This is a genomic window from Marisediminitalea sp., from assembly GCF_984433645.1.
Genome location: NZ_CFIDRX010000226.1, coordinates 1 through 5,760, shown reverse-complemented (window position 1 = coordinate 5,760; position 5,760 = coordinate 1). Strand labels below are relative to the sequence as shown.

The 5,760-nt window shown below is 48.6% G+C and carries 5 protein-coding genes; 2 read left to right on the top strand and 3 right to left on the bottom strand.

Going from position 1 to position 5,760, the window contains the following annotated elements:
- Positions 1–779, bottom strand: a 779-nt coding sequence (locus tag AC4MRN_RS19035; RefSeq protein WP_491204187.1) for an RICIN domain-containing protein, incomplete at its 3' end; no start/stop codon positions are given.
- Between the two features lie 209 nt (positions 780–988).
- Positions 989–2,725, bottom strand: coding sequence for an N-acyl-D-amino-acid deacylase family protein (locus AC4MRN_RS19030; protein ID WP_491204186.1), 1,737 nt, complete (start codon positions 2,723–2,725; stop codon positions 989–991).
- Between the two features lie 113 nt (positions 2,726–2,838).
- Between AC4MRN_RS19030 and AC4MRN_RS19025 the strand changes: the two genes are divergently transcribed.
- The gene (locus AC4MRN_RS19025; RefSeq protein WP_491204185.1) at positions 2,839–3,852 is read left to right on the top strand and encodes an AraC family transcriptional regulator; all 1,014 of its coding nucleotides are present in this window, start codon (positions 2,839–2,841) and stop codon (positions 3,850–3,852) included.
- On the opposite strand, the gene AC4MRN_RS19020 is transcribed toward AC4MRN_RS19025, so the two are convergent.
- Complete coding sequence (locus tag AC4MRN_RS19020) at positions 3,791–4,711, bottom strand: TIGR01777 family oxidoreductase (RefSeq protein ID WP_491204184.1); 921 nt, start codon at positions 4,709–4,711, stop codon at positions 3,791–3,793. The two genes, AC4MRN_RS19025 and AC4MRN_RS19020, sit on opposite strands and share 62 nt — an antisense overlap.
- Before the next feature lie 94 nt (positions 4,712–4,805).
- Here AC4MRN_RS19020 and AC4MRN_RS19015 point away from each other — a divergent pair.
- A partial coding sequence (locus AC4MRN_RS19015; protein ID WP_491204183.1) for an AI-2E family transporter occupies positions 4,806–5,760 on the top strand: 955 nt, incomplete at its 3' end.

Below are 5,760 nucleotides of genomic sequence, written 5' to 3'. Positions count from 1 at the left end.
CCATTATAGTGTTTCAGGTCAGGGGCCCATACGTCGATTCCGTCGTGACCCGGTACATAGTTGCTCCACCAGGACAAGCCATTTGGGAAGATGGCCGCTGCATCGTTCCAGGTAACACCGTTTGCTGACCACTTACCGGCAATACCGGGGCCAGTCTGGAAAATCCACCAGGTGCCATTCTCATAGCCCAGTGTTGGATCGTGCGTAACCAGACTACCGGTCAGAGGCCAGTGACTTACAGCGCCATTGGTACTGGAGGGATCCCAAGGAGCGCCTTCTACATTAGCAAGCTTAGACAGCTGCCAGTGCTGCGCGTCGCCACCCCAGTAATCCCACTGTGCAATGTTTGCACCATCTGACGTGTCAAAACCGTATAGGTCGAGGGCTTTACCCGAGTGTTTGTTGATAAAACTGACGCTGCCGTCGCCCAGTTCATTAATTTGCCAGCGTTGGCTGGCAAGTCCATTGTCTTCATACTGCACCACATTTGCGCCATTGGCAGTAGACCAGTCGAATACCTCCAATGCTTTACCTGAATTCAGATTGATGACGCTGTAGTAACCGTCTGACTGCAGGGTAATCATCCACTTTTGTGTGTTGTGATTGTTGGCTGGCCATTGATTTACGTTGGCACCATCGGCAGTGTTTGCGCCGCCGACTTCTATTAACTTGCCACTGTGTACTGATTGAATAGTGTAAACGCCGTTATCAATTGCACGGGCCAGGTCACCGTACAAGCCGAGGCAAACAACGCAAGCTGCGCGCCATATCAAGTGCATCTTCATCTCTTAATATCCTATTGTATTATATTATTATATTTATGTTATCCAGATGTTAATTGTTGAGTCAATAGCGGAACTGAAAAATTAACAATAGGTATAAGGCGAAGGCGATAAGCGGTAGATAAAACAAACTGCCCATGGATTTCCATGGGCAATGGCAAAGAATGGTGGGTCAGTATTAAAGAAAGGGGCTTAGTTCTATTCGTTCAGGTATGTGCTTGAAGAAAGTGTCCGAAACCTGTTTGTTCGCCTATTTCAGGTACAATGTGCTCATTATCAACGGCAATTTTACCGTTCACCAGCACGTATTTAATCAGACCGGGGTTGCGGTTTACCAAGCGTTGCAGGTCAAAGTTTTGCATTTCTGCCCAATGAACCTGCTCGAGATCTTGCGACAGCTGCGCGGGATCGAGAATGGCAATGTCAGCACGGTTGCCCTTTTTAATGTAACCGGCGTCAATACCAAACCAATCGGCCTGGTCGCCTGTTACCCGCCAAACAGCTTGTTCCAGTGTCATGACGTTTTCACTAGTGTCGTTGGCCTGTTTTACCAATTGCAACATGCGCAGGGGCAGGTTGTAAAACGCCATATTGCGAATATGCGCACCGGCATCACTGAAAGAAATCAGCGCTCGTTTGTCTCGCACTAATTTTTTCAGCACTTCAGGCCGATGGTTACCGATGACGGTATACCAGCGCAGTTTCTTGCCATAGGTCACTACCAAATCCAAAAACAAATCCACCACATGCACGTTTCGCGCGTTGGCGATTTCTTCGAAATTTTTACCAATCAGGCTGGGATCAGGACAATCGACAATTTGGGCATCGCCAAAGTCGCGTTGCCATACTCTGGGGCTCAGTTTCTCGCCGTAAAACTGTCGAAATTGCCGACGATACCCTTCGTCCTGTAACAAGGCGTTACGTTCCACTTCGTCCCGTAAGTCCAGCGCTAGTTCACCGGCTTTAAATTCTTCAAACAAAACAACATCAATGCCATCGGCATATACTTTGAAAGGCGTAGGGATTAATTGCCAGCGAAAATCCCCCTTCAGCAAGTTAGTGACAACGGACACCACTTTGGTAAGAAAGCGCAAATAGACGCTACCTTTCAAATCCATTTGGCTGATTAAGGTTGTTTTCAGTGGGGCGCGTAACCAACCTAAACACTCCCGCATATATTGGGTTACCTGTAGCGGGGTGGCCGCATCGGGTGCTCCCTGATGCACGCGTCGATACTGACGAACCAGGCGATTCAGTCGTGCGACTTCCCGCCAGGACGCATAAGTGCCTGGCAAGCTTTTCGACCATTCCCGATCGCCGTCGACTTTGTCCCACTTTAATCGCATGGTCGAGAGCCCTACAAAGCCGGCGTCAAACGCTTCTTTGAGCAGTGCTTCCATCTGCGCTAACTCTTGCTCGGTCGGCGAAATTGTCGGGTTGGTTGCCCGGGATAATCCCATGACACCTGTGCGCAAGTCACTGTGACCCAACATACTTATTAAGTTCGGGCCCAACGGTAATTGTGAAACGTGTTCTACCCATTGGGCAGGTGTACGCCAGGACATGGTCTTTTGCAGTATGGGCAGAACTTTCTCTCTCGGCACGGTTTCTACGCGGGTAAATATGTCTGAGGCATCTTCCGGCTCACAGCACACCATACTCAACGAACAACTCCCTACCATGACAGTGGTTACACCGTGGCGCAGCGATTCAGTTAGGCCGGGTGATACCAGCAACTCAGCGTCGTAATGGGTGTGGGTGTCGATAAACCCGGGCATTATCCATAAACCCTTGGCATCGATGACCCGTTTTGCCAGTGAGGTATCGATTGGAAAATCGTCGATACGCACTATGTTCCCGCCTTCTATCGCCAGGTGCTTTATACCTGAGGGGGCAGGACTTCCATCAAAGTAGCGCCCATTGTTAATGACGATATCGTACATACAGTGCACCTCGAGTCTTGTTTAGCTGTTCTCATGGTAGAGCTCAATCAATTATCTTGCTTGTCATTTCACGACAATGTTGTATAAATGTTAAAAAGCTAAAGGACTTTGATTTGCCAAAAGCATTACAAATTCGCACCAGTGCATTGCATCAATATGACGCCTTAATGCTTGAAAAAGGCATGGATCCGAGGCCCTTTTTAACGCACTTGGGCCTTACACCGGAAAGCCTGAGCAGCGAACGTCAAACCATGTTGTTGCAGGATTTTGTGGCACTGCTCAATGCCAGCGCTGTCGCGGCAGCTTGCCCGCATTTCGGGTTATTGCTGGGCGCGCGACAGTCATTTGAAATGCTCGGGCCTCTGGGGATTTTGCTGGAAAATTGCCAGACCACACGCGAGGCGGCAACAGCACTTAGCGCGTTGATGACGTTTCACAATCAGTCAGAATACTGGGATTGTCAGGCTTTTGAAGCCGCTACAGTGATTCAGCGGTTTGATTTGTATGTGCCTGAGAATGAAGTCAGGCAATATCGAGAGCTGGCTATCAGCGCGTGTTTTCATTTGTGTAAGCGCTTATTTGGTAAATCATTTAAACCGGTGCGGGTAACTTTTACCCATGAACCGACTGGCAACAAGTCTGCTTACACGCAGTGTTTCGGAGTTCCCGTGTTATTTAATCAGGAACAAGATGCTGTTGTCCTGGAAGCTGGGGCTATGGATGTTCAGCTGCAGGCTGGCAATAACACGCTGAAAGAAGCCAAAAAGCGCTATCTTGCGTCTTTGCAGCGGGAATTTGCCTGGGATATTGAGCAGCAGGTGGCGATTCTGATACAGCAAACATTGTTGGTACAAGAAGCCGGAATGACTCAGATTGCAGCGTTGTTGCGCATGCAACCAAGAACACTTCAGCGCAGACTGGCAAAAGCCGGGACTCAGTTTCGAACTGTACTCAACAACACGCGTCATAATATGGCCTGCCACTACTTAACAGTGAGCAGTATGCCGGTCACACAAGTAGCGCGATTACTCGGCTATCAGGAACTAGCTAACTTTTCGCGCGCATTCAAAGCCCGGAGCGGTGTGTATCCGACTCAATATCGGCAAAAGCAGACTGAACGTCACTAAAAGTAAACTGAAACCCCGCATCCTGCAGCTTTTGCGGAACCACACGCTGGCCATTTAATAATAAATCAGCGGCTTCGCCCATTAACAGTTTTAACGCCAGTGCAGGCATGGGAAAAATAGCTGGTCTGCCTAAAGAGGCGGCATACGCTTTTACAAATTCGGTATTGGTAACCGGGGTTGGGGCGGTCAGGTTATACGCACCTTCGCAATTTTTGTGCTCAAGCAGAAACAGTATTGCTGCGACCATGTCATTGATATGAATCCACGACATATACTGATTGCCGTCGCCGATTCGCCCACCTAATCCTAAAGAAAAGGGCAACCGCATTTTGCTTAATGCACCACCGTCGCCAGACAAAACAACACCAGTTCGTAGCAGACAAACACGGGTTTTTTGGGAAGCCTGCAGAGCGATGCGTTCCCACTTTTCGCAAACGGTGTGGGTAAACTCGTGGTGCACTTCTGTAAATGCTTCAGTGACAAGCTTGTCGCCTTGTCTTCCGTAATAGCCAATGGCTGATCCGGAAATGAAGGTGGCAGGTGGCTGTGCTGCAGCGTTTATTTTGTCAGTGAGCTGTTGCGTTATCTGCCAGCGGCTCTCACAAATTCGCGTTTTCTGTGTCTCGCTCCAGCGTTTGTCGGCGATAGGTTCTCCGGCAAGGTTGATAACCGCATCAACGTTATCAAAATCGAAAGTGTCATCCAGCGAAGTCACCAGGGCCACGTTGTCAGGCAAGCTGACCTTAGCTTTTATCGCATCACGCGTCAGTACCGTTATTTTGGTTGATGCGTCGCGAAGTAGGGCGGGGATCAGGTGGCGGCCAATTAATCCTGTTCCACCGGTAATAAAAATATGCATGAATGCTCCCTGTTGAATGCTGCGTACGAGGACTACCTAAAGTGTAGTAAATCTGGTAGCGTGGGCCTTTGTTTCACGGACCAGAATAAAACCTATGCCTATTCAATCGCCTACCGCCAAAGCCTTGCTTATTTTTGCCAGCTTAATTGTTATTTTTGCGGGCATTAAAGCGGCGAGTACCATAATGGTGCCGTTTTTTCTTTCAGGCTTTATTGCTATTGCGTGTGGTCCGCTAATTCACTGGATGTCCCGTTACCGGGTGCCACGCTGGTTATCGATTACTTTAGTAATACTGTTAATTGTTATTTTTGGTTTCATGCTTGCCGGGTTAGTTGGGCAGTCGATGAGCGAATTTAAAGAAAACATGCCTCAGTACCGAGAGAAATTGTCGGGCGAATTTGCCTGGGTGGTCACACAGCTGCAAAAGTTTAATATCCACGTCGATAAAGACTTAATTGTGTCGTATCTGGACCCAGGTATGGCGATGTCCATGGCAACCAACTTTTTAAGTGGTATGGGCGGGGTGCTATCGAACCTGTTTCTGATTTTGTTAACCGTTATTTTTATGTTGTTTGAAGCGGAAGGTATGCCGCGTCGATTGCATATTGCACTCGCGGATCCGGACATGAAAATGCATCACATCGACCGCTTTATTCAGTCGGTAAACAGCTATCTTGCTATCAAAACGGTAGTCAGTATTTTTACCGGCTTGTTGGCCGGTACCTGGCTTTACTTTCTGGGCGTCGACCATTACTTGTTGTGGGCGGTGCTGGCGTTTCTGTTTAACTACATTCCCAATATCGGTTCCATTATTGCCGCTGTACCAGCCGTACTAATGTCCCTGGTGCAATTTGGCGCTGGCGAAGCCGGTTTGGTCGCGTTGGGTTATGTCACTATAAACACGGTAATGGGGAATGTGATCGAGCCGCGCTTTATGGGACGTGGTTTAGGCTTATCGACGCTGGTGGTTTTCCTGTCCTTGATCTTTTGGGGCTGGTTGCTTGGCAGTGTAGGTATGTTGTTGTCGGTTCCTCTTACCATGATTGTAA